The 24,002-nt window shown below is 59.2% G+C and carries 19 protein-coding genes and 1 pseudogene; 15 read left to right on the top strand and 5 right to left on the bottom strand.

Annotation, left to right across the window (positions count from 1 at the left end; translation table 11 throughout):
- The first annotated feature begins 127 nt into the window (after window positions 1-127).
- The 4 genes and pseudogenes from OU997_RS01085 to rluB all read left to right on the top strand — a co-directional run bounded on the left by OU997_RS01085 (window position 128) and on the right by rluB (window position 3,144).
- Window positions 128-826: a segregation and condensation protein A gene (locus OU997_RS01085; protein ID WP_267809846.1), complete on the top strand. Its 699-nt coding sequence runs from the start codon at window positions 128-130 to the stop codon at window positions 824-826.
- Window positions 827-828: 2 nt separating this feature from the next.
- Window positions 829-1,581 (top strand): annotated as a pseudogene (gene scpB, locus OU997_RS01080) (SMC-Scp complex subunit ScpB); the annotation flags it as partial.
- A 72-nt stretch (window positions 1,582-1,653) separates the two neighbouring features.
- On the top strand, window positions 1,654-1,833 hold the full coding sequence (locus OU997_RS01075) for a DUF1289 domain-containing protein (protein WP_108487364.1): 180 nt from the start codon (window positions 1,654-1,656) through the stop codon (window positions 1,831-1,833).
- A gap of 132 nt (window positions 1,834-1,965) precedes the next feature.
- Entirely contained in the window at window positions 1,966-3,144 is a 1,179-nt protein-coding gene (rluB, locus tag OU997_RS01070) for a 23S rRNA pseudouridine(2605) synthase RluB (protein WP_108487365.1), read from the top strand.
- A gap of 63 nt (window positions 3,145-3,207) precedes the next feature.
- Here rluB and OU997_RS01065 read toward each other — a convergent pair whose 3' ends face one another.
- The 5 genes from OU997_RS01065 to OU997_RS01045 form a co-directional block, all read right to left on the bottom strand.
- Window positions 3,208-4,134: a GGDEF domain-containing protein gene (locus tag OU997_RS01065; protein WP_108487366.1), complete on the bottom strand. Its 927-nt coding sequence runs from the start codon at window positions 4,132-4,134 to the stop codon at window positions 3,208-3,210.
- Window positions 4,135-4,350: 216 nt separating this feature from the next.
- Window positions 4,351-5,091: a YciK family oxidoreductase gene (locus tag OU997_RS01060; protein ID WP_267808606.1), complete on the bottom strand. Its 741-nt coding sequence runs from the start codon at window positions 5,089-5,091 to the stop codon at window positions 4,351-4,353.
- A 71-nt stretch (window positions 5,092-5,162) separates the two neighbouring features.
- Window positions 5,163-5,834, bottom strand: a complete 672-nt coding sequence (gene mupP / locus OU997_RS01055; protein WP_108487368.1) for an N-acetylmuramic acid 6-phosphate phosphatase MupP — start codon at window positions 5,832-5,834, stop codon at window positions 5,163-5,165.
- On the bottom strand, window positions 5,834-6,532 hold the full coding sequence (gene ubiG, locus OU997_RS01050; protein WP_108487369.1) for a bifunctional 2-polyprenyl-6-hydroxyphenol methylase/3-demethylubiquinol 3-O-methyltransferase UbiG: 699 nt from the start codon (window positions 6,530-6,532) through the stop codon (window positions 5,834-5,836). Before ubiG ends, mupP begins: the two co-directional genes overlap by 1 nt.
- 138 nt (window positions 6,533-6,670) lie before the next feature.
- Window positions 6,671-7,990 (bottom strand): TRZ/ATZ family hydrolase, encoded by a 1,320-nt coding sequence (locus OU997_RS01045; RefSeq protein WP_267808605.1) that lies wholly within the window; start codon window positions 7,988-7,990, stop codon window positions 6,671-6,673.
- A gap of 136 nt (window positions 7,991-8,126) precedes the next feature.
- On the opposite strand from OU997_RS01045, the gene mtnA reads away from it, so the two are divergent.
- The 11 genes from mtnA to OU997_RS00990 all read left to right on the top strand — a co-directional run bounded on the left by mtnA (window position 8,127) and on the right by OU997_RS00990 (window position 24,001).
- Window positions 8,127-9,203 (top strand): S-methyl-5-thioribose-1-phosphate isomerase, encoded by a 1,077-nt coding sequence (mtnA, locus tag OU997_RS01040; RefSeq protein ID WP_108487371.1) that lies wholly within the window; start codon window positions 8,127-8,129, stop codon window positions 9,201-9,203.
- A 244-nt stretch (window positions 9,204-9,447) separates the two neighbouring features.
- Window positions 9,448-12,219 carry a DNA gyrase subunit A gene (gene gyrA / locus OU997_RS01035; RefSeq protein WP_267808603.1) on the top strand — a complete coding sequence of 924 codons (2,772 nt, stop codon included), beginning with the start codon at window positions 9,448-9,450 and terminating at the stop codon, window positions 12,217-12,219.
- Between the two features lie 93 nt (window positions 12,220-12,312).
- Window positions 12,313-13,398 carry a 3-phosphoserine/phosphohydroxythreonine transaminase gene (gene serC, locus OU997_RS01030; protein ID WP_108487435.1) on the top strand — a complete coding sequence of 362 codons (1,086 nt, stop codon included), beginning with the start codon at window positions 12,313-12,315 and terminating at the stop codon, window positions 13,396-13,398.
- A gap of 1 nt (window position 13,399) precedes the next feature.
- Window positions 13,400-14,494, top strand: coding sequence for a prephenate dehydratase (gene pheA, locus OU997_RS01025; protein ID WP_108487373.1), 1,095 nt, complete (start codon window positions 13,400-13,402; stop codon window positions 14,492-14,494).
- Between the two features lie 91 nt (window positions 14,495-14,585).
- Entirely contained in the window at window positions 14,586-15,692 is a 1,107-nt protein-coding gene (hisC, locus tag OU997_RS01020; RefSeq protein ID WP_267808601.1) for a histidinol-phosphate transaminase, read from the top strand.
- 26 nt (window positions 15,693-15,718) lie between these two features.
- Window positions 15,719-17,944, top strand: coding sequence for a bifunctional prephenate dehydrogenase/3-phosphoshikimate 1-carboxyvinyltransferase (locus OU997_RS01015; protein WP_267809845.1), 2,226 nt, complete (start codon window positions 15,719-15,721; stop codon window positions 17,942-17,944).
- Entirely contained in the window at window positions 17,941-18,627 is a 687-nt protein-coding gene (cmk, locus tag OU997_RS01010; protein WP_267808599.1) for a (d)CMP kinase, read from the top strand. The genes OU997_RS01015 and cmk overlap by 4 nt, the downstream gene beginning before the upstream one ends.
- 153 nt (window positions 18,628-18,780) lie before the next feature.
- Entirely contained in the window at window positions 18,781-20,472 is a 1,692-nt protein-coding gene (rpsA, locus tag OU997_RS01005) for a 30S ribosomal protein S1 (RefSeq protein ID WP_108487376.1), read from the top strand.
- A gap of 152 nt (window positions 20,473-20,624) precedes the next feature.
- Window positions 20,625-20,909, top strand: coding sequence for an integration host factor subunit beta (gene ihfB / locus OU997_RS01000; protein ID WP_160085002.1), 285 nt, complete (start codon window positions 20,625-20,627; stop codon window positions 20,907-20,909).
- A gap of 759 nt (window positions 20,910-21,668) precedes the next feature.
- Window positions 21,669-22,970: a UDP-N-acetyl-D-glucosamine 6-dehydrogenase gene (gene wbpA, locus OU997_RS00995; RefSeq protein WP_267809844.1), complete on the top strand. Its 1,302-nt coding sequence runs from the start codon at window positions 21,669-21,671 to the stop codon at window positions 22,968-22,970.
- A gap of 80 nt (window positions 22,971-23,050) precedes the next feature.
- Entirely contained in the window at window positions 23,051-24,001 is a 951-nt protein-coding gene (locus tag OU997_RS00990; protein ID WP_267808597.1) for a Gfo/Idh/MocA family protein, read from the top strand.
- Window position 24,002 lies beyond the last annotated feature (1 nt).

Genomic DNA, 24,002 nt, shown 5'->3' with positions numbered 1-24,002 from the left:
AGCCCAGGAACATCCCGAGAGCCATCCCCAGGATCAGGCCAATGCCCAGCAGGAGCTGCCATTTGCCCTGGTGTATGGCCAGGCGGTCACTGAAATGCCGCTCGATCTGTACATCCCGCCGGATGCCCTGGAGGTGTTTCTCGAAGCCTTCGAAGGCCCGCTGGACCTGCTGCTCTACCTGATCCGCAAACAGAACATTGATGTGCTGGATATCCCGGTGGCGGAAATCACCCGTCAGTATATGGGCTATGTCGAGCTGATGCAGGCGGTGCGCCTGGAACTGGCGGCCGAGTACCTGGTGATGGCGGCCATGCTCGCCGAGATCAAATCGCGCATGCTGTTGCCGCGCTCCAGTGAGGTCGAAGCCGAGGAAGACGACCCGCGCGCCGAACTGATCCGCCGTCTGCAGGAATACGAGCGTTACAAGGCCGCTGCAGAAGGTATCGATGGCCTTAGCCGGGTCGGTCGTGACCTTACTGTGCCGCGTCTGGACGCGCCCGAAGCGCGGGCGCGCAAGCTGTTGCCGGATGTCAGTCTGGAGGAGGTTTTGCTGTCGATGGCTGAGGTGCTGCGCCGCGCCGATATGTTTGAAAGCCACCAGGTCACCCGTGAGGCGCTGTCGACCCGCGAGCGCATGAGCGAAGTGCTCGAACGCCTCAAGGGTGGCGCGTTTGTGCCCTTTGTCAGCCTGTTCAGCGCCGAAGAAGGCAAACTAGGCGTGGTGGTGACCTTTATGGCGGTGCTTGAGTTGATCAAGGAATCCCTGGTTGAGCTGGTGCAGAATGAGGCCTTTGGGCCAATCCATGTGCGTGCGCGGGCTGAATAAGCATGAATCTTAATGAACCTCGTGAGCTGGCCAGCCTGCTCGAAGCCTTTCTGCTGGCCTCCGGCAAACCGCAATCGCTGGAGCGCCTGTTCGAGCTTTTTGAAGAAGCCGAGCGGCCGGAACCGGCGGTTTTCAAAAAGGCGCTGGCGCATCTGGGCAAGTCCTGCGAAGGGCGTGCCTTCGAGCTGGTCGAGGTGGCGTCCGGCTACCGCCTGCAAGTGCGCGAGAAATTTGCGCCTTGGGTGGGTCGCCTATGGGAAGAGCGGCCGCAGCGCTATTCGCGCGCCATGCTGGAAACCCTGGCGCTGATTGCTTATCGCCAGCCGATTACCCGTGGCGAAATCGAAGATGTGCGCGGTGTGGCGGTGAACAGTCATATCGTCAAAACCTTGCTGGAGCGCGAGTGGATTCGCGTGGTGGGGTATCGCGATGTGCCGGGCAAGCCGGCGATGTTCGCCACCACCAAGGCCTTTCTCGATCACTTCAACCTGAAAAGCCTCGACGAATTACCGCCCCTGGCCGCCCTGCGCGAACTGGAACCCGAGCCTGTGCTGGCTTTTGAAGATGATCTGGAGGCACCGCAAAGCCTGCAGGCGCGTGCCGACCTGGCCCTGGCCGATGAGCCTGCGGTGGAAGCGAGCGAGGAAACCAGCTTCAGCAGCCTGCTGGCTGAACTCGATTCGATGGAGCAGGGGCTGAAAACCGACTTCGATGATTTACCCGAGCAGGACGATGAGCGTGATGATGCCGAAGAGCCTCGCGCAACCCTGGATAAAGAACAGCTGCCTGACTAACAAGCAGGTCGTATCAGTTAAGGCGTCAGTGCGGTGAAAGATCCCTGCATCAGACTGTGCAAGTTCGAGCGCGCTATCTGCCTCGGTTGCGGGCGCAGCAAGGCCGAGATCAAAGGCTGGAAGAAGCTCGGCAAGGCTGCCCGGCGTGCTGTTTTGGCCGAAGCCGATATGCGTTTGCTGAGCTTGGCGACCATCGGTCGGCGTAAAGGCTGACGGCCTCCGATCAGGCGGCTAGCCTCAACCCGTGCGTCCGCGCCGTGTTTCGCGTATGCTCCGCGCCCCTTTGACGAATAGGCTTGGCCTGAATCGTCCTAATCACTAAAGAAAACACCGGGAGGTGCCCAGATGAGTGAAGAAATCGAAGAATACAGCCCCGCAGGCGAAAAACTGCAGAAAGTCATGGCGCGCATGGGCTTGGCTTCACGCCGTGAAATCGAAGCCTGGATTACTGCTGGCCGCGTCAAGGTCAACGGCGCAGTCGCCAGCCTCGGTGCACGCGTTGACCTGCACGATGCGATTGCCGTCGATGGCAAGGTGATCCGCCGTGAAGAAGCTGCCGAAAGCGTGCGCCGCGTCATCATCTACAACAAACCTGAAGGTGAGATTTGCACCCGTGACGACCCGGAAGGTCGTCCGACGGTATTTGACCGTCTGCCACGGCCGAAAGATGGCCGCTGGATCAATATCGGTCGCCTCGACATCAACACCACCGGTTTGCTGATGTTTACCACCGACGGTGAGCTGGCCAACCGCCTGATGCACCCGTCCTACCAGATGGACCGCGAGTACGCCGTGCGCGTACGTGGCGAAGTTGACGAAGAGATGATCGAGCGCCTGAAAACCGGCGTGATGCTTGAAGATGGCCCGGCCAAGTTCACCGACATCAAGGAAGCGCCGGGTGGCGAAGGCTTCAACCACTGGTATCACTGCGTGGTGATGGAAGGTCGCAACCGCGAAGTGCGTCGCCTGTGGGAGTCCCAGGGGCTGGTGGTCAGCCGCTTGAAGCGCGTGCGTTTCGGCCCGGTGTTTATCACCTCGGACCTGACCATGGGCCGCTGGCGTGAAATGAGCCAGCGCGAAGTCGATATTCTCAGCGAGGAGGTCGGCCTCAAGCCGGTCGCTCTGCCGGAGATGAAAGAGAAAACCCGCGACAAACTCGACCGTTTGCAGCGCAAATCGGCCAAGCCGGTGGGTCGTGCTGCGCGTCCGGAGCGTACTTTGCGTCCGGCTCACGGTGCGCCAGCAACCGCAGGTGATCAAGGCCGTTCGCGTCCTGCCCGTGGTGACGGTGCTGAGCGTCCGGCGCGCAGCCCACGTGCCGATCAAGGCAAGGGCACGCCGGTCGCTGAGCGCCCGAGTGACGTTAACAAGAAGCGTCCGGCCAAACCGGGGGCACAGCGTCCTGGCGTTGAGCTGGCTGATCGCCCGTCGCGCAAGCCGGCAGGTGCACCGGTTAAACGTCGCAGCCAACCTGGTCGTGATGGCCAGCGTCCAGGCTTTGGCCGTGATCGCAAGCCCGAATAAGGCATTCTGAGTGACAATAAAAAGGCGACCCGAGGGTCGCCTTTTTTATTGTCTGCGTTGGCGTTAGCCGGCCATCGACAGGCGGTTGCGGCCTTCACGTTTGGATACGTACAGCGCACTGTCGGCGCGGCGCAGCAGGCTGTCCATGGACTCGCCCGGTAGCAAGGTGGCGCAGCCCAGGCTAACCGACAGTTCAATGGCGCGGTTTTCCACCAGGTACTGAATGCCCAGTACCGCCAGGCGCAGACGCTCACCAATCATCGAAGCCGCCTCGCGGCTGGTGTTGGAGAGCAGCACCATGAATTCTTCGCCACCGTAGCGGAACACCATGTCGACATTGCGCAGGCTGTCTTTCAGGGCGCTGGCGACGGCCTTGAGGGCTTGGTCGCCCACGATGTGGCCGTGGCTGTCATTGATCCGCTTGAAGTGGTCGATGTCGACCATCAGTACTGAAAGCGGCTGAAGATTGCGCCGGGCAATATCCACTTCACGTTTGAGGGTCTGCTCCATGGCAATGCGGTTGCCGGTTTCGGTCAGCGGATCGCGCAGTGCTGTTTGCAGAGCTGCGCGGTAAAGCAGGGCGTTGCGCAGAGGGAAGAGCAGGCTGGCGAGCAGTGATTCGAGTTGGCCGAGTTCATCCTCGCTGAAGCGCTGGTTACGGCGGAAGGTCAGCTCGCCGAGGAATTCGCCATCGTGGTTCAGGCGGTAGCCAGCTGAGTGACTGGCACGCTCGCCCAGTTCCAGGCGCAGGTCGCAGGAGGCCAGCTGATAGCTGAGGGCGCTGAGGGGCACCAGGCGCTGCACTTCGGTATAGAACAGCTCGAGGATGCGTTCGGCTTCCAGCGAGGTCTGCAGGCGCAGGCTCAATTGCTGACGCAGCTGCGCCAGGCTAACTGGCCTCAGGCTTTTTTGCAGGCGACTGGCATAACCGAGACGTTGCAGTTTGGCGGCGTCGAAATCAATGGTGTTGGACTGGTTGTGCGGGGCCATGAAGCTTTACCTCTAGCGCTATACGCGGCGATAGCGAGGCTTCAGCGAAATCCATGCCAGCTTTTTATAATTCCTAAAAGCTCTTTATTTTCAGTGGCTTGTGATTATTTTTAGAGGCGGGGTGGCAAGTTCTTGCCGGTTAACTGACGGTGCTGCTGGCAATCTGATGTCGGTTAATTCAAGGTCCGCCGGAAAACCGGCGGACTCAGCGAATCCTTACTGTGCGTCAAATGCCTGGCCATTCACTCCCGTGCTGTCCGGCCCCATCAGGTACAGGTACACCGGCATGATGGCTTCTGGCAGCGGATTGTTGGCCGGGTTTTCCCCAGGGTAGGCCTGGGCGCGCATGTCGGTGCGGGTCGCTCCAGGGTTGACGCTGTTGGCGCGGACACTGGCGATGCCGTCGATTTCATCTGCCAGAACCTGCATCAGGCCTTCGGTGGCGAACTTCGAGACGGCATAGGCGCCCCAGTATGCGCGGCCTTTGCGGCCAACGCTGCTGGAGGTGAATACCACCGAGGCGTCAGTCGAGAGCTTGAGCAGCGGCAGCAGCGTGCTGGTGAGTATAAACATGGCGTTGACGTTGACCTGCATGACACGCATGAAGTTGTCGCCGGACAGCTGCTCCAGCGGTGTGCGTGGGCCAATGATCGAGGCGTTGTGCAGCAGGCCGTCGAGTTTGCCGAATTCGGCTTCGATCATCGCCGCCAATTCGTCGTACTGGTGCGGCAGGGCGGTCTCCAGGTTGAACGGGATGACGGCAGCCTGCGGGTGGCCAGCGGCTTCGATAGCGTCATAGACGCGGCTGAGGTTGTCTTCGGTTTTGCCCAGCAGCAGTACGGTTGCGCCGTGGGCGGCGAAAGTCTTGGCGGCGGTTGCGCCAATGCCACGGCCGGCGCCGGTTACCAGAATCACGCGGCCCTTGAGCAGGTCGGGGCGAGCGGAATAGTTACGCATGGGTAAAGCCTCGTGTTTTCAGGTGTGGCCGGTTTGACAGTGGGCCAGCCTGGATTGATCAGTGAACACTATCAGCAGCGGCACACGGCCCGTTCAAGTACGGCGCGCAGTTCCAGTGGATGGTCCACAACGGCATCGGCACCCCAGTTGCGTGGGTTGTCCTGCGGGTGGATATAACCGTAGGTGACGGCGGCGGTCTTGCAGCCGGCGGCGCGGCCGGCTTCTATATCGCGCTCGTCATCGCCGATAAACAGGGTGGCGGCAGGTTCCACGCCCATCTTCGCGCATGCCAGCAGGATCATCTCCGGGTCCGGTTTGCTGCGGCTGACGTGATCCGGGCAGACCAATACCGCCGAGCGCTGCGCCAGGCCGAGCTGTTGCATGATCGGTTCGGCGTAGCGCACCGGTTTGTTGGTGGCCACGCCCCAGACAAGCTTGGCGTGTTCGATATCATCGAGCAGCTCATGCATGCCATCGAAGGGGCGGGTCAGCACTGCACAATGGCTCTGATAGCGTTCGAGGAACTCCAGGCGCAGCGCCTCGAAACCGTCAGCCTCGGGGTCCGTGGCGAAGTTGGCGGCGACCATGGCGCGCGCGCCGCCGGACACCTGGTCACGGATCAGCTTGTCGGCAATCGGCGGCAGGCCACGCTCGGCGCGCATCGCCTGGCTGATGGCGATAAAGTCTGGCGCGCTGTCGAGCAGGGTGCCGTCCATATCGAAAAGAACTGCGCGCAGGCGCATCAGGCCTCCTTGAGGGTCTGGATCATGTAGTTGACGTCGACATCGGCTTCCAGCTTGTAGCGTTTGCTCAGCGGGTTGTAGGTCAGGCCGATGATGTCCTTGACCTGCAGACCGGCGTCACGGCTCCAGGCACCCAGCTCGGAGGGGCGAATAAACTTCTTGAAATCATGGGTGCCGCGCGGCAGCAGGCGCATCAGGTACTCGGCGCCGATGATGGCGAACAGGTAAGCCTTGGGGTTGCGGTTGATGGTCGAGAAAAACACCTGGCCGCCTGGTTTGACCAAGGTGTAGCAGGCGCGGATGACCGAGGATGGATCGGGTACGTGCTCCAGCATTTCCAGGCAGGTGACCACGTCGAACTGGCCGGGCATTTCGGCAGCCAGGGCTTCAGCGGTGATCTGCCGGTACTCGACGCTGACCCCTGATTCCAGTTGGTGCAGCTGGGCTACCGCCAGCGGGGCTTCACCCATGTCGATGCCGGTGACGCTGGCGCCGCGCTGGGCCATGGACTCGCTGAGAATGCCACCGCCGCAGCCAACATCCAGGACCTTTTTACCGGCCAGGCCGACACGCTCGTCGATCCAGTTGACGCGCAGCGGGTTGATGTCATGCAGCGGCTTGAATTCGCTTTCGCGGTCCCACCAGCGATGGGCGAGGGCTTCGAATTTGGCGATTTCGGCGTGGTCGACGTTGCTCATATAAATCCCTGAATCAGGCTGCGGCGAGAGTGGGAGCGCAAGGTGCTCATGTTGCCAGTTTCGCCGGGTGGATTGGACGCCTGTTGTGCGACCAATGTATGTCAGTTTGTCGCAGTGCTCACATTTCCGGGTTTGCCGCTATTGGCCGGCAATTTTGGTCCCCCAGGCCTGGGCGTTGGCGATGATCCGTTGTTCGTCCAGGCGTGTCAGTTGGCCGCCGTCGAGCAACTGCTTGCCGCCGACCCAGAGGTGCTCAACGCAGGCGCGGCCGCCGGCATAAAGCAGCTGCGATACCGGGTCGTAGACCGGTTGCTGGGCCAGGCCGGAGAGGTTGAATACAGTCATATCAGCGGCCTTGCCCAGTTCCAGTGAGCCGATCTGCTCATCCAGGCCAAGGGCGCGAGCGCCGTTGAGGGTGGCCATGCGCAGTGCGCGGTGGGCATCCAGGGCGGTGGCCGAGCCGGCAACTGCCTTGGCTAAGAGGGCGGCGGTGCGAGTTTCGCCGAGCAGGTCGAGATCGTTATTGCTGGCTGCGCCATCCGTGCCGATGGCCACGTTGACGCCGGCCTGCCAGAGTTTTTCCACCGGGCAGAAGCCGCTTGCCAGCTTGAGGTTGGATTCCGGGCAGTGGATCACGCTGCTGTTGCTGGCCACCAGCAAGGCCAGGTCAGCGTCATCAATTTGCGTCATGTGCACGGCCTGAAAGCGTGGGCCGAGCAGGTCAAGGCGGGCCAGACGCGCCAGTGGACGCTCGCCGCGCTGTTCCAGGCTCTGCTGCACTTCGAAGGCGGTTTCGTGCACGTGCATGTGAATGCCAGCATCCAGCTCTTCGGCGAGCATGCGGATGTTCTCCAGCTTGTCGTCGCTGACCGTGTAGGGTGCATGCGGTCCAAACGCTACGCTCAGGCGCGGGTGGTGTTTGAGATCATCGAACAGCGCCAGGCCCTTGCGCAGCGATTCGTCTGCATCGCGCGCGCCGGGAATCGGGAAATCCAGTACCGGAATGGTGATCTGCGCGCGAATGCCGCTGCTGTGCACCCGCTGGCTGGCGGTTTCCGGAAAGAAATACATGTCGGAGAAGCAGGTGATGCCGCCCTTGAGCTGTTCGGCGATGGCCAGCTCGGTGCCGTCCTCAACGAACTGCTCGCTGACCCACTTGGCCTCGGCCGGCCAGATGTGTTTTTCCAGCCAGGTCATCAGTGGCAGGTCATCGGCCAGGCCGCGGAACAGGGTCATTGCCGCATGCCCGTGGGCATTCACCAGCCCTGGTGTGAGCAGCCTGCCAGGTAGTTCAAGTACCTGCTGTGCGCTGTGCTTGAGGGCTTCGGCGCGCGGGGCGATCAGGGTGATACGCCCGTCACGGATACCCAGGCCATGTTCCAGCAGGATCACGCCAGCAGGTTCGACCGGGACCAGCCAGGTGGGCAGGAGCAGCAAGTCGAGCGGTGCTTGGGGCATGGTGGCGCTTCCGGCGGACATTAAAGTGGCGAGTTTATAGGGGAACGCCCTAGGCTTGAAGCTGCATGGCCTGATCTAACCCGACAGCTTTCGCGCTGTGCGTATAATGGTCGGCTTTTTCCGGCGGAGGTGTGTGATGCGCGAGCAATTGCTAGCGGCAGAGAAGGTGACGGCCATTGACTGGCGTGATGGCGCTCTGCACCTGCTCGACCAGCGCGCGCTGCCCTTTGCGCAAACCTGGCTCAGCTATCACTCGGCCGTCGATGTCGCTGAGGCCATTCGCAGTATGGTGGTGCGTGGCGCGCCGGCCATTGGTATTGCCGCCGCCTATGCTGTGGTGCTGGCGTTGCGTGCCCGTTTGCAGGAGGGTGGCGATTGGCGCTCTGCCTTGCAGGCGGATTTTGACCTGCTGGCGGCGTCGCGGCCGACGGCGGTCAATCTGTTCTGGGCGCTCAATCGCATGCGTGAGCGCCTGGATCGGCTCAAGGGCGGCGATGACCTGGTCGCTCAACTCGAAGCTGAAGCCATCGGCATTCACCAGAGTGACCGTGAGGCCAATCTGACTATGGCTCAGCTCGGTGCCGAACTGATTCGCAAGCATCAGGGCAATGCACAGAACCTGCTGACCCACTGCAATGCCGGCGCCCTGGCCACTGGTGGCTTCGGTACGGCGTTGGGGGTGATTCGCGCAGTCTTTCATGATGGGTTGCTGGAGCGGGTTTATGCCGATGAAACCCGGCCCTGGCTGCAGGGCTCGCGCTTGACTGCCTGGGAGTTGGCAGAAGATGGCATCCCGGTGACGGTGAATGCCGATTCGGCCGCCGCGCACCTGATGAAGACTCGTGGCATCACCTGGGTCATCGTTGGTGCCGACCGGATTGCGGCCAACGGTGACGTGGCCAACAAGATTGGCACCTACCAGTTGGCCGTGAATGCCATGCATCACGGCGTGCGCTTTATGGTGGTCGCGCCCAGTTCGACCATCGATATGGCCATGGAGCACGGTGATGACATCATCCTCGAAGAGCGTGCCGCCAGTGAGTTGCTGGAACTGGGTGGAATGCCGATTGCTCGCGGCGTGGCGGCGTTCAATCCGGTGTTTGATGTGACTCCGGCCGACCTGATCGATTTTATCGTCACCGAAAAGGGCGTGGTCGATCGTCCGGATGCGGAAAAGATGGCGCAATTGATGTGCCGCAAGCGCTTGCATTGAGTTTTCCTGCGTGCCGGCGCACCTAGTCGTGCCGCTGGTGCTGGGGATAGGTGCGCCGCAGTGATTGTGGTAAGCTCCGGCGGTTTTCAGGGGTGCCTGTTATGGGCCTCTTACCTGCGCAGATACATGGCATAACTTATTGATTTGTCGTGAGTCGCTGTAAGCCTTGAGGCGCAGCGACAGGCTCCACCTCGTTCAGGACGAATGGCGCGGAGTTTCACCAGAAAAAGGAACCAGGCTACTCATGGGCGAACTGGCCAAAGAAATCCTCCCGGTCAATATTGAAGACGAACTCAAGCAGTCCTACCTCGATTACGCGATGAGCGTAATTGTCGGTCGCGCACTGCCGGATGCGCGTGATGGCTTGAAGCCCGTGCACCGCCGTGTGCTGTTTGCCATGAGCGAGTTGGGTAACGACTGGAACAAGGCATACAAGAAGTCCGCCCGTGTGGTCGGTGACGTCATCGGTAAATACCACCCGCACGGTGATACCGCGGTATACGACACCATCGTGCGGATGGCGCAGCCATTCTCCCTGCGTTACCTGCTGGTCGACGGCCAGGGCAACTTCGGCTCGGTGGACGGCGACAACGCCGCCGCCATGCGATACACCGAAGTGCGCATGACCAAGCTGGCCCATGAGCTGCTGGCTGACCTGCACAAGGAAACCGTGGACTGGGTGCCGAACTACGACGGTACGGAAATGATCCCGGCGGTCATGCCGACCAAGATCCCCAACCTGCTGGTCAACGGTTCCAGCGGTATTGCCGTGGGGATGGCTACCAACATTCCGCCGCACAACCTCACGGAAGTGATTAACGGCTGCCTGGCCCTGATCGACAACGGCGACCTGACGGTCGATGACCTGATGCAGTTCATCCCAGGGCCGGATTTCCCGACTGCCGGCATCATCAATGGTCGTGCCGGCATCATCGAAGCCTATCGCACCGGTCGTGGGCGCATTTACATGCGTGCCCGCGCTGAAATTGAAGACATCGACAAGGTCGGCGGTCGTCAGCAGATCGTCGTCACCGAGCTGCCGTATCAGCTGAACAAGGCACGATTGATCGAGAAGATCGCCGAGCTGGTCAAAGAGAAGAAGCTCGAAGGCATCACTGAGCTGCGCGATGAGTCCGACAAGGACGGCATGCGTGTGGTCATCGAGCTTCGCCGTGGTGAAGTGCCGGAAGTGGTGCTGAACAACCTCTACGCCCAGACCCAGATGCAGAGTGTGTTCGGCATCAACGTGGTGGCGCTGATCGACGGTCAGCCGAAAGTCCTCAACCTCAAGGACATGCTTGAAGCCTTCATCCTGCACCGTCGTGAAGTGGTCACCCGGCGTACTGTGTTCGAACTGCGTAAAGCGCGCGAACGTGGTCATATTCTCGAGGGGCAGGCGGTTGCCCTGTCCAACATCGATCCGGTGATTGCCCTGATCAAGGCCTCGCCAACTCCGGCCGAAGCCAAGCAAGCGCTGATTTCCACAGCTTGGGAATCCAGCGCTGTAGAGGCCATGGTCGAGCGCGCAGGTGCCGATGCCTGCCGTCCGGAAGACCTTGAGCCGCAGTACGGCTTGCGCGATGGCAAGTACTTCCTCTCGCCGGATCAGGCTCAGGCCATTCTTGAGCTGCGCCTGCACCGCCTGACTGGCCTTGAGCATGAAAAACTGCTGGCCGAGTACCAGGAAATCCTTACCCAGATCGGTGAGCTGATCCGCATCCTCACCAGTGCCGTGCGTCTGATGGAAGTGATCCGCGAAGAGCTGGAAGCGGTCAAGGCCGAGTTCGGCGATGCCCGTCGCACCGAGATTGTTGCCTCGCGCATGGACCTGACCATGGCCGATCTGATCACCGAAGAAGAGCGGGTCGTGACCATCTCCCACGGTGGTTATGCCAAGAGCCAGCCGCTGCATGCCTACCAGGCGCAGCGTCGCGGTGGTCGCGGCAAGTCCGCCACCGGGGTCAAGGATGAGGACTACATCGAACACCTGCTGGTAGCCAACAGCCACGCCACGCTGTTGCTGTTCTCCAGCAAGGGCAAGGTGTATTGGCTGAAGACCTACGAAATTCCCGAAGCGTCCCGTGCCGCCCGTGGCCGTCCGCTGGTCAACCTGCTGCCGCTGGATGAAGGCGAGCGCATCACCGCCATGCTTCAGGTCGATCTGGAAGCCTTGCAGCAGAGCGCGGGTGATGAAGAACTGGATGACAGCGAAGGCGTGGTGCTGGAAGGTGAAGTGATCGAAGCCGATGTGGCTGAAGATGGCGACGCCGATGTGGCCGACGACGAGCAGGATGAGCCGACCGGTGCCTACATCTTTATGGCAACCGCCTTCGGTACCGTGAAGAAGACCCCGCTGGTGCAGTTCAGCCGTCCGCGCACCAGTGGCCTGATTGCCCTGAAGCTGGAAGAGGGTGACACCTTGATCGCGGCAGCCATCACCGATGGTGCCCGTGAAGTGATGATGTTCTCCGATGGCGGCAAGGTCATCCGCTTCAAGGAAAAACACGTGCGCACCATGGGTCGTACCGCCCGCGGTGTACGCGGCATGCGTCTGCCAGAGGGGCAGAACATCATCTCCATGCTGATCCCGGAGCGCGATGCGCAGATTCTCACCGCGTCCGAGCGTGGTTACGGCAAGCGCACGGCGATGGCCGAGTTCCCGCGTCGCGGTCGTGGTGGTCAGGGCGTGATCGCCATGGTCAGCAACGAGCGTAACGGTAAGCTGGTCGGTGCCGTGCAGGTGTTGGAGGGCGAGGAAATCATGCTGATTTCTGACCAAGGCACCCTGGTGCGTACTCGCGTCAGTGAAGTCTCCAGCCTCGGTCGCAACACCCAGGGCGTGACTCTGATCAAGCTGGCCAAGGATGAAACCCTGGTGGGCCTTGAGCGTGTGCAGGAGCCTTCGGCGGAAGACGACGAAGAGCTGCTGGAAGGCGAGGAGGGTGTTGACGGTGCTATCGAGGATGCAGGCGATGCACCTGAGGCTGCTGACGAAAGCCCGATCAGCGAAGAGTGATCTGTCGGGGCGAGTGCGCTCGCCTCTGACAGCGTAGGATTTGGCGGCTGCTGGCACGCACCAGCCCGCCCACTATTTTGAGCGAGAGTGGATGTGAGCAAGCGAGCCTTTAACTTCTGCGCCGGCCCGGCCGCGCTTCCTGAAGCTGTTCTGCAACGCGCCCAGGCGGAGCTTCTTGATTGGCAAGGCAAAGGCCTGTCGGTCATGGAAATGAGCCACCGCAGCGATGAGTACACCGCCATCGCGGAAAAGGCCGAGCAGGACCTGCGCGACCTGATGGATATTCCATCCGATTACAAGGTGCTGTTTCTGCAGGGCGGGGCCAGCCAGCAGTTCGCTGAAATCCCGCTCAACCTGCTACCGGAAGACGGCGTTGCCGACTATATCGATACCGGTATCTGGTCGAAGAAAAGCATCGAAGAAGCCAGCCGCTACGGCAACATCAATGTTGCTGCCAGCGCCAAGGCTTATGACTACTTCGCCATTCCTGGACAGAACGAGTGGCAGCTGTCGAAAGGCGCCGCCTACCTGCACTACGCCAGCAATGAAACCATCGGCGGCCTGCAGTTCGACTGGATTCCCGAAGTCGGTGACGTGCCGCTGGTGGCGGATATGTCTTCCGACATCCTTTCGCGCCCGATCGATGTGTCGAAGTTCGGCCTGATCTACGCTGGCGCGCAGAAGAACATCGGCCCCAGCGGCCTGGTCGTGACCATCGTGCGTGAAGACCTCCTCGGCCGTGCCCGCAGCGTCTGTCCGACCATGCTCAATTACAAGATCGCCGCTGATAACGGCTCGATGTACAACACCCCGGCGACCTTCTCCTGGTACCTCTCTGGCCTGGTGTTCGAGTGGCTGAAAGAGCAGGGTGGGGTGGCCGCCATGGAGCGTCAGAACCGCGCCAAGAAAGACCTGCTCTACAAAGCCATCGATACCAGCGATTTCTACAGCAACCCGATTGCTCACAACGCCCGCTCCTGGATGAACGTACCGTTCCGTCTGGCTGACGAGAAACTGGACAAGCCGTTCCTCGCTGGTGCCGATGCGCGCGGCCTGCTCAATCTGAAAGGCCATCGTTCGGTCGGTGGTATGCGCGCCTCTATTTATAATGCTGTGGGGCTGGATGCCGTCGAGGCGCTGGTCGCCTATATGGCCGAGTTCGAGAAGGAGCATGGCTGATATGTCCGAACAGGAACTGCAAGCCCTGCGCCTGCGCATCGACAACCTCGATGAGCGCATCCTTGAGCTGATCAGCGACCGTGCCCGCTGCGCCGAAGAAGTCGCGCGAGTGAAGATGAAGGCGCTGCCGGAAGGCGAGTCCCCGGTGTTCTACCGCCCTGAGCGTGAAGCCCAAGTGCTCAAGCGCATCATGGAACGCAACCAGGGCCCGCTGGGCAACGAGGAAATGGCGCGACTGTTCCGCGAAATCATGTCCTCCTGTCTGGCCCTGGAAAATCCGCTCAAGGTGGCTTACCTCGGCCCGGAAGGCACGTTCTCCCAAGCGGCGGCGATGAAGCACTTCGGTCACGCGGTAATCAGTGTGCCGATGGCGGCGATCGATGAAGTGTTCCGTGAAGTGGCCGCTGGTGCGGTGAACTTCGGTGTGGTGCCGGTGGAGAACTCCACCGAAGGTGCGATCAACCACACCCTCGACAGCTTCCTTGAACACGACATGGTCATCTGTGGCGAAGTCGAGCTGCGCATTCACCACCACCTGCTGGTCGGTGAAACCACCAAGACCGACAAGATCACCCGCATCTATTCCCACGCCCAGTCCCTGGCCCAGTGCCGCAAGTGGTTGGACGCGCATTACCCCAACGTCGAGCGCGTGGCAGTATCGAGCAACGCCGATGCGGCCAAACGGGTGAAAAGCGAGTGGAACAGTGCCGCGATTGCCGGTGATATGGCCGCCAGTCTGTATGGCTTGACCAAGCTGGCGGAGAAGATCGAAGACCGTCCGGACAACTCCACGCGCTTCCTGATCATCGGCAGCCAGGAAGTTCCGCCAACCGGCGACGACAAGACTTCGGTGATCATCTCTATGCGCAACAAGCCGGGTGCGTTGCACGAGCTGCTGGTGCCGTTCCACAACAACGGCATCGACCTGACGCGCATCGAAACCCGCCCGTCGCGCAGCGGCAAGTGGACCTACGTGTTCTTTATCGACTTCGTCGGTCACCACCGCGATCCGCTGATCAAAGACGTGCTGGAAAAAATCAATCAGGAAGCCGTGGCGCTCAAGGTGCTGGGCTCCTATCCCAAAGCGGTACTTTAAAACTGCTGCGGCACGCCTCAGGTCTCAAGCTACACGCGCATCGACGCCGGGCTGTACTTGGGGCTTGCGGCTTTAAGCGTGAGGCATTGCTATGACCGATTTCCTCGCCCTGGCCCAGCCAGGTGTACAGCAGCTGTCGCCCTATGTGCCGGGCAAACCGGTGGATGAGCTGGCCCGTGAGCTGGATCTGGACCCGGCCAGCATTGTCAAGCTGGCCAGCAACGAGAATCCGCTAGGTCCAAGCCCAAAGGCGCTGGAAGCGATTCGCAGCGAGTTGGCCGAGCTGACCCGTTACCCCGATGGCAATGGTTTCGAGCTGAAAAGCCGTCTGGCCAAATGCTGTGGCGTACAGATCAATCAGGTCACCCTGGGTAATGGTTCCAACGATATTCTCGATCTGGTTGCCCGTGCTTATCTGGCACCTGGCCTTAATGCGGTGTTCAGCCAGTACGCCTTTGCCGTTTACCCCATCTCGACCCAGGCCGTAGGTGCTCAGGGCAAAGTGGTGCCGGCCAAGGACTACGGTCACGACCTGGAAGCCATGCTCGCGGCCATCGATGAAAACACCCGCGTGGTGTTTATCGCCAACCCGAACAACCCGACTGGCACCTGGTTCGGCCCCGACGCGCTGGAGCGCTTTCTCGCTCGCGTACCCGGCAACGTGCTGGTGGTGCTGGATGAGGCCTACATCGAGTTCGCCGAAGGTGATGAGCTGCCGGACGGTCTCACGTACCTGGCGCGCTACGACAACCTGCTGGTCTCGCGCACCTTCTCCAAGGCCTATGGTTTGGCGGCGCTGCGTGTTGGCTATGCGCTCAGCTCGGCACAGATCGCTGATGTGCTGAACCGTGTGCGTCAGCCATTCAACGTCAACAGCCTGGCCTTGGCGGCCGCCTGTGCGGCGCTGGATGATGCCGATTACCTGGCGCAAAGCCGTCAGCTCAATGATGCCGGCATGGTGCAACTGGAAGCTGGCTTGCGTGAGTTGGGCCTGAGCTGGATTCCGTCGAAAGGCAATTTTATTGCCGTCGATTTTGGTCGCGATACGGCTGCGATCAATCAGGCGCTGCTGCGCGCCGGGGTGATCGTGCGCCCGGTGGCTGGGTACGGTATGCCGAATTTCCTGCGTGTATCGATTGGCTTGCCGGCCGAGAATGCGCGCTTCCTTGAAGCTTTGGGCAGGGTGCTGAGCGCGTGAGTGAGGCCAAATCTGCTGTCACTCAGATGCCATCTGTTGCCCCTAAGCTCGGCCGCCTGGTGGTTATCGGCCTGGGGTTGATTGGCGGCTCCTTCGCCAAAGGCTTGCGTGAGCGCGGCCTGTTTCGCGAAGTGATCGGTGTCGATCTCGACCCGGAATCGCGTCGGTTGGCCGTCGAGTTGGGGGTGGTCGATCGCTGCGAAGTTGATCTGCTTGCCGCCTGTCAGGGGGCTGATGTGATCCAGCTGGCGGTGCCTATCCTGGCCATGGAGAAGCTGCTAGCCGAACTGGCCAAGCTTGAGCTGGGCGCGGCGGTGCTCACCGATGTGGGCAGCGCTAAAGGCAATGTAGTGCGTGCGGCGCGTTTGGCCTTTGTCGGCAAGACGGTGCGCTTTGTGCCCGGGCATCCGATTGCCGGTTCCGAGCAGAGTGGGGTGGAGGCCTCCAATGCGCAGCTGTTCCGCCGGCACAAGGTCATTCTCACGCCCTGCGAGCAGAGTGATGAGTCCGCCCTGGCGCAGGTCGATGCGCTGTGGCGCGAGCTGGGCGCGGATGTTGAGCATATGGAGGTCGAGCATCACGATCAGGTGCTGGCTGCGACCAGTCATCTGCCGCATTTGCTGGCCTTTACCCTGGTTGACTCGCTGGCCAAGCGCAGTGAGAACCTGGAGATCTTTCGTTACGCTGCTGGTGGTTTCCGTGATTTCACGCGAATTGCCGGCAGTGATCCGGTCATGTGGCACGACATCTTCCTCGCCAACCGCGAGGCGGTACTGCGCACGCTGGAGGTATTTCGCGACGACCTCGACGCCTTGCGCGACGCGGTTGACGCAGGGGATGGGCATCAGTTGCTGGGCGTATTCACTCGCGCCCGCGTGGCCCGTGAGCATTTCGGCAAAATTTTGGCCCGCAGGGCCTATGTGGATGCTATGCACTCGAACGATCTGGTTTTTCTGGCTAATCCTGGCGGCAAACTTTCCGGACGTATCCGCGTTCCCGGTGACAAGTCCATTTCTCACCGTTCGATCATGCTCGGCTCGCTGGGTGAAGGCACTACGCATGTCGAAGGCTTCCTGGAAGGTGAAGACGCCCTGGCGACGCTGCAGGCGTTCCGCGATATGGGGGTGGTCATCGAAGGTCCGCATCATGGTCGCGTGACCATTCACGGTGTGGGCCTGAATGGTCTGAAGGCGCCGGCCGGTCCCCTTTACATGGGCAACTCTGGCACCTCGATGCGCTTGCTCTCGGGTTTGTTGGCGGCACAACCGTTCGATACCACGCTGACTGGTGATGCGTCGCTGTCCAAACGTCCGATGAACCGTGTCGCCAAGCCGCTGCGCGAAATGGGCGCAGTGATCGAGACCGGCCCGGAAGGTCGCCCACCGCTGATGATCAAGGGCGGTCAGCGCCTGACCGGTATGGATTACGAAATGCCCATGGCCAGTGCTCAGGTTAAATCCTGCCTGCTTCTTGCTGGGCTTTACGCCGCCGGAACCACCTCAGTGACCGAGCCTGCGCCGACCCGCGACCACACTGAGCGCATGCTGCGCGGCTTCGGTTATCCGGTAACAGTGGATGGCAGCACCGCCCGTGTCGAGTCGGGCCATAAGCTGATCGCGACCCATATCGAAGTGCCTGCGGATATCTCCTCGGCGGCGTTTTTCCTGGTCGCCGGCAGCATTGCTGAAGATTCAGAATTGGTGCTGGAGCACGTCGGCATCAATCCGACCCGTACCGGTGTCATCGATATCCTCAAGCTGATGGGCGGCGACATCACCCTGGAAAACCAGCGTGAAGTCGGCGGCGAGACTGTGGCTGATATTCGTGTACGCAGCGCCAAGCTGAAGGGCATCGATATTCCGGAAGATCTGGTGCCGCTGGCCATCGATGAGTTTCCGGTGCTGTTTGTCGCTGCCTCGGTGGCGGAAGGCCGCACTGTGTTGCGTGGTGCCGAAGAGCTGCGGGTCAAGGAGTCCGACCGGATTCAGGTGATGGCTGATGGTTTGATTGCGCTGGGCGTCAAGGCCGAGCCAACGCCGGACGGCATCATCATCGAAGGCGGCAGCATCGGTGGTGGCGAAGTCTGGGCGCACGGCGACCACCGCATTGCCATGTCGTTCAGCGTGGCCTCGTTGCGCGCTACGGCGCCGATCCGCATTCATGACTGCGCCAACGTCGCCACGTCGTTCCCCAATTTTCTCGCGTTGTCGGCTCAGGTCGGTATTCGTGTGGCCGAGGAGGGCAAGGCATGATCGTCGCGCCGGTTATTACCATCGACGGGCCGAGTGGCTCGGGCAAAGGCACAATTGCCGGCTTGCTGGCTAAACAGCTGGGCTGGAATCTGTTGGATTCGGGTGCGTTGTATCGTCTGCTGGCCTTTGCTGCGGGCAATCACGGCGTCGATCTGACCAACGAAGAAGCGATGAAGCTGCTCGCCGCTCATCTGGATGTGCAATTTATTGCTGCCGGTGATGGTCATGGCCAGCGCATCATTCTTGAAGGAGAGGAGGTCACTGATCTGATCCGTAATGAGCAGGTTGGTGCTGGTGCCTCGCAGGTGGCTTCGCTGTCTGCCGTGCGTGAGGCTCTGCTGCAGCGTCAGCAGGCCTTTCAGGAAATGCCGGGGCTGGTTGCCGACGGTCGTGACATGGGCACGGTGGTATTTCCCGATGCGCCGCTGAAGGTGTTCCTCACCGCCAGCGCCGAGGAGCGAGCCCGCCGCCGCTACTTGCAGTTGAAGGCCAAGGGCGATGATGTTAATATCGCGAGTCTTCTTGATGAGATTCGGGCGCGCGATGAGCGCGATACCCAGCGTGCAGTGGCGCCGCTCAAGCCGGCAGCCGATGCGATACAGCTGGATTCTACTGAGCTCTCCATCGAACAAGTGCTTGAACGAATTCTCAGTGAAGTCGCCATTCGCGACCTCGCTGGATGACCAGAGCTACAGCTGCTTTAAGCTGACCAGCTCGCCAAGGAAACGCTCGGGAACCCAGTCCTTGTCCCGACTGTTTCTTTCTACATAAACGTACCCACATTGTCTGGAGTGTGGTTTGGGCGGATCCCCTGCCCTGAATCAACAGGAATTAAAATGAGCGAAAGCTTTGCTGAACTGTTTGAAGAAAGCCTAAAAACCCTGAATCTTCAGGCTGGCTCGATCATCACCGCTATCATCGTCGACATCGATTACCAAGCTGGTTGGGTAACCGTTCACGCTGGTTTGAAGTCCGAAGGCCTCATCCCGCTTGAGCAGTTCCACAACGACGCTGGCGAGCTGACCATCAAGGTCGGTGACGAAGTTCACGTTGCCCTGGACGCGGTTGAAGATGGCTTTGGTGAAACCAAGCTGTCCCGCGAAAAAGCCAAACGTGCCGAGTGCTGGATCGTTCTGGAAGCAGCTTTCGCCGCTGAGGAAGTGGTTACGGGCGTTATCAACGGTAAGGTTAAGGGCGGCTTCACTGTCGACGTTAACGGCATCCGTGCGTTCCTCCCAGGTTCCTTGGTGGATGTCCGTCCGGTGCGTGATACCACTCACCTGGAAGGCAAAGAGCTCGAATTCAAAGTCATCAAGCTGGACCAGAAGCGCAACAACGTTGTCGTTTCCCGCCGCAGCGTGCTGGAAGCCGAGAACAGCGCCGAGCGCGAAGCTCTGCTGGAATCCCTGCAGGAAGGTCAGCAAGTCAAAGGTATCGTCAAGAACCTCACCGACTACGGCGCGTTCGTGGATCTGGGTGGCGTCGATGGCCTGCTGCACATCACCGACATGGCGTGGAAGCGCATCAAGCATCCTTCTGAAATCGTCAACGTTGGCGATGAAATCGACGTTAAGATCCTCAAGTACGATCGCGAGCGCAACCGTGTTTCCCTCGGCCTTAAGCAGCTGGGCGAAGATCCGTGGGTTGCCATCAAAGCGCGTTACCCGCAGGACACCCGTGTTACTGCGCGCGTAACCAACCTGACCGACTACGGCTGCTTCGCAGAGCTGGAAGAAGGCGTGGAAGGCTTGGTGCACGTATCCGAAATGGATTGGACCAACAAAAACATCCATCCTTCGAAAGTCGTTAACGTCGGCGACGAAGTGGAAGTTATGGTTCTGGATATCGACGAAGAGCGTCGTCGTATCTCCCTGGGTATCAAGCAGTGCAAAACTAACCCGTGGGAAGATTTCTCCGGTCAGTTCAACAAGGGCGACAAAATCTCCGGCACCATCAAGTCGATCACTGATTTCGGTATCTTCATTGGTCTGGATGGCGGCATCGACGGCCTCGTTCACCTGTCCGACATCTCCTGGAACGAAGTAGGCGAAGAAGCTGTACGCCGCTTCAAGAAAGGCGACGAGCTGGAAACCGTTATCCTCTCCGTTGATCCGGAGCGTGAGCGCATTTCCCTCGGCATCAAGCAACTGGAAGAAGATCCGTTCTCCGACTACGTTGCAGTCAATGACAAAGGCACTATCGTTCGCGGTACTGTGAAAGAAGTTGACGCCAAGGGCGCTGTAATCACCCTGGCTGATGGCATCGAAGCTACCCTGAAAGCCTCCGAAATCAGCCGTGACCGCGTTGAAGACGCGCGCAACGTGCTGAAAGAAGGCGAAGAAGTAGAAGCCAAGATCATCAGCGTTGATCGTAAGAGCCGCGTAATCAGCTTGTCGGTCAAGTCGAAAGACGTTGAAGACGAAAAAGAAGCCATCAAAGAAATGCGTACTAAGCAGGACGAAGTTGCTTCTGCTGGTCCGACCACCATTGGTGATCTGATCCGTGCGCAAATGGAAAACCAGAACTAAGTTCAGGTGATCCAGAAAAGGGGCGACTACGGTCGCCCTTTTTTGTACCTAAAAATCGCTAAGGTGTTGTTTTATAGGCTGTTCAAATCTGGCTCGGCGTGCTAAAACCTTTTTATCTAGTGATCTAGCCGCTTGAAAAAGAAGGGAAAACCATGACCAAGTCGGAGTTGATCGAGCGCATCGTCACCCATCAGGGGCAGCTCTCGTCCAAGGATGTTGAGTTAGCGATCAAGACCATGCTTGAGCAAATGTCGCAGGCGTTGTCCACTGGCGATCGGATTGAGATCCGTGGTTTTGGCAGTTTTTCGCTGCATTACCGCGCGCCGCGGGTTGGGCGTAATCCCAAGACCGGTGACTCGGTCACATTAGATGGTAAGTTTGTTCCGCATTTCAAGCCAGGAAAGGAGTTGCGGGATCGGGTGAATGAGGACGAGTAGCGAGCTAGGCAGGCCAAAACTCAGCTCTTCACCCGAGTTAATGCCTTTGAATAACGCTATTTGATGTCAGTTGCGTAGGCTGATTCCGGGTTTTTTCATTGCGTAATACCTTCTCTTTTATGCCCGCATTCAGTGGGTCTCTGCTGCTTGCTATTGATCGGTTATGGATGTTGCCGCTCTGAGTTAATGGGTCAGCCGACGTGTTTCTTCCCTTTTCGTTTATCTTGTCATTGAGCTGTGCCCGGTGTGCAGGCAGTGTCATGGCTGCTTGTAAGTTCTGGCGGCAGTGTGTTGATCGATTGCGGGTATTAAATTCATTATCTTCGCCCTGGCAAGGGCGACAGACTCAGGCAGGCTCACTGTTGAGCTTGCCTTGTTTTGTATTTTTTGAGCTTGTGCGTGCTGGTGACCGCCATGACCTGCTGTTCGTGGGTTAATCGGGGTGTGGGTTGTGTTGCCGTTAAGTCCAGCACTGTATTCGTAGGGGAGATTTAAGGAAATTGACGGGCAGCGCTATGTGATTTTTGTTCGAGTGCTTACCATATGCGGCTACACGACCCATTTCGACTAGAGCGGGTTGGTAAGCTTTGCGGTCGGGTAGGCATAACAAACTGCGATTCGTGTCATTCACAGGTGATTCTGCGGTCAAGCATGAGTTAGCTAATGTTTTTTGCAAGCATTATAGCGACAGCATAGCCGTTCTTTGGAAAGCGTCTTTTTAAGTATTGAAAATGGAGTGTGATTGTGATAGCTGATTCGCTGCAGGCGTGTATCGATAAATTCAAAAGCAGAGAAGCAGTTATTGGGATCGTTGGTCTCGGTTATGTTGGTCTGCCGTTGATGCTGCGTTTCAACGCGATTGGCTTTCGAGTATTGGGGATCGACATTGATACTAGTAAGGTCGATAAACTCAACTCTGGCCTTAGCTATATCGAGCACATAGCCTGTGAACACGTTGCCAGGGCACGCAACTCTGGCTTTGAAGCGACTTGCGATTTTCGTCGTGTCAGCGAATGTGATGCCCTGATCCTGTGCGTCCCTACACCGCTAAACAAATATCGCGAGCCGGACATGAGCTTCGTGATCGATACTACGAATGCCATTAAGCCATACCTGCGTGTTGGTCAGATTGTGTCGCTGGAAAGTACTACTTATCCCGGCACTACCGAGGAAGAGCTGCTGCCGCGCGTGCAGGAAAGTGGTCTAGTAGTGGGCGAAAGTATCTACTTAGTCTATTCGCCAGAGCGTGAAGATCCGGGCAATCCGGATTTCGAGACTCGTACTATTCCCAAAGTCATTGGCGGGCATACTGCAAATTGCCTACAGGCAGGCATCGCGCTCTATGAGCAGGCGATAGATCATGTTGTGCCGGTTAGCTCTACCAAGGCCGCAGAGATGACCAAGCTGTTGGAGAACATTCATCGAGCGGTGAACATCGGTCTGGTCAACGAAATGAAAGTTGTCGCTGACCGAATGGGTATCGACATCTTTGAGGTGGTAGATGCCGCGGCGACTAAGCCATTCGGCTTCACCGCCTACTATCCCGGTCCAGGCCTGGGTGGTCACTGCATCCCGATCGATCCCTTCTACCTGACCTGGAAGGCTCGGGAGTACGGTTTGCACACCCGCTTCATCGAGCTATCTGGCGAGGTCAATAAGGCCATGCCCGAATACGTGGTGGGCAAGCTGATGGACGGGCTCAATGATCGCAGCCTGGCGCTCAAGGGTAGCCGCGTACTGGTGCTTGGTATTGCGTATAAGAAGAACGTCGACGACATGCGCGAATCTCCCTCTGTGGAAATTATGGAGTTGATTGAGGCCAAGGGCGGCATTGTTGCCTACAGTGATCCGCACGTACCGGTTTTCCCCAAGATGCGCGAACATCATTTCGAACTCTCCAGCGAGCCTCTTACCGCAGAGAATTTGGTCTCGTTCGATGCGGTGGTACTTGCTACTGATCATGACAAGTTCGACTACTCGCTGATCCAGGCTCACGCGCGCTTGCTGGTCGATAGTCGGGGTAAGTATCGAGCGGCTCAGACGAACGTCATCAAGGCCTGAGTGTTTTTGCGCGTGCCACACGCGAGACGCAGGTCGTTCTGTGCGTTGATGGCTCGCTCCCACCGTTTGCGAGAGACAGCATGAAAAGATTCGCCCTTATCGGCGCTGCCGGCTATATCGCCCCGCGCCACATGCGTGCCATAAAGGACACCGGCAACGAGCTCGCTTGTGCCTACGACATCAATGATTCGGTTGGTATTATCGACAGCCTTTCGCCGCAGAGTGAGTTCTTCACCGAGTTCGAGCGTTTCTACGACCACGTCTGGCGACTTAAGCGCGATCCGTTGACTGCGCTGGATATCGTTTCGATATGCTCGCCCAACTACTTGCACCACCCGCATATCACTGCTGGCCTGCGTTTAGGTTGCGATGTGATCTGCGAGAAGCCACTGGTGCCCAGCGCAGCAATGCTCGATGACCTGCTCCTAACTGAAAAGGAAACTGGTCGTCGTTTGTGGAATATCCTGCAGTTGCGCCACCATCAGGCGATCATTGATCTTAAAAATCGGGTTGAATCGGGTAAGCAAGACCACAAGCACGATGTCGAGCTGACCTACATCACCAGTCGCGGTAAGTGGTACATGGAAAGCTGGAAGGGCGACCCGCGCAAATCCTTCGGCGTAGCCACCAATATTGGTGTGCATTTTTACGACATGCTGCACTTCATCTTCGGCAAACTGCAGCGCAACGTCGTGCACTACGTCAACGAGTTCAAGGCTGCGGGCTATCTGGAATACGAGAACGCACGGGTGCGTTGGTTCCTCTCCATCGACGCCAACGACCTGCCGGACTCAGTCAAGGGCAAGAAGCCAACTTATCGCTCGATCACCTGCGACGGCGCCGAGATCGAGTTTTCCGAAGGGTTTACCGATCTGCACACCGTCAGCTACCAGGCCATTCTCGATGGCAAGGGCTACGGCATCGAGGATGCTCGGCACTGCGTGGAAACCGTCGAAACTATCCGCAGCCTGGCGCCCAGTCGCGCCGAGGATGGCGAAGGTCACCCGTTTCTTGCACGCCTGCTGGGTTGAA

The sequence above is a fragment of the Pseudomonas sp. SL4(2022) genome, assembly GCF_026625725.1.
Classification (GTDB): domain Bacteria; phylum Pseudomonadota; class Gammaproteobacteria; order Pseudomonadales; family Pseudomonadaceae; genus Aquipseudomonas.
Note: the sequence above shows the minus strand (reverse complement) of the source record. Positions and strands in the feature narration are given on the sequence as shown.